Source organism: Aquipuribacter sp. SD81 (assembly GCF_037153975.1).
GTDB lineage: Bacteria > Actinomycetota > Actinomycetes > Actinomycetales > JBBAYJ01 > Aquipuribacter.
The window spans coordinates 1-794 of record NZ_JBBAYJ010000067.1 but is presented as its reverse complement, the minus strand read 5'-3'; the positions used below and the strand labels follow the sequence as shown (position 1 = coordinate 794).

At 70.9% G+C, this 794-nt stretch carries 1 protein-coding gene; it reads left to right on the top strand.

Annotation, left to right across the window (positions count from 1 at the left end; genetic code table 11):
• Nucleotides 1–747 (top strand): IS256 family transposase (locus tag WAA21_RS17910; RefSeq protein WP_336924214.1); only part of this gene is annotated, 747 nt, incomplete at its 5' end.
• Between the last annotated feature and the right edge of the window lie 47 nt (nt 748–794).

Here is a 794-nt window from a genome sequence, read left to right as displayed (position 1 = left end):
AACAGCAGGGTCGTGTCGCAAGCCGTCGTCATCGCCACCGGCGTCACCGCTGACGGGCGCCGGGAGGTCCTGGGCTGCGACGTCGGCGACAGCGAGACCGAGACCTTCTGGGCCGACTTTCTGCGCGGCCTGCGCGACCGCGGCCTCACTGGCGTCCAGCTCGTCGTGTCCGACTCGCACCGCGGGCTCACCAACGCCGTCGGCGCCGTCCTGCAGGGCGCGTCCTGGCAACGGTGCCGCGTCCACTTCATGCGCAACGCCCTGGCCCGGGTCAGCAAGGGCCACGCGGAGATGGTCGCCGCCACGATCCGCACGATCTTCGCCCAGCCCACGCCCGACACCGTCCGCGCGCACGTCGACGTCGTCGCCGACATGCTCGCCGCCCAGTTCCCCGCCGTCGCCGAGCTGCTGCTGGACGCCAAGGCCGACCTGACCGCCTTCGCGGACTTCCCCCACGCGCACTGGCGGAAGATCTGGTCCACCAACCCGCTGGAGCGACTGAACAAGGAGGTCAAGCGCCGCACCGACGTCGTCGGCATCTTCCCCAACACCGACGCCCTGCTCCGGCTGTCGGCCTGCGTCCTCATCGAGGCCCACGACGAGTGGCAGGACAGCGACCGCCGCTACCTCTCCGAAGCCTCCATGGCCCTGCTCAAGCCACCCGCACCGACCCCGCTGCAGCCTCGAACACTGACCACCGGACGACCCCTCGACCCCGCAGCACCCGCCGCGGCACCATCAGCCTGATCGCAGAGCAGCACGCGACGACCTACACCACGCCACGGGGCTCAATC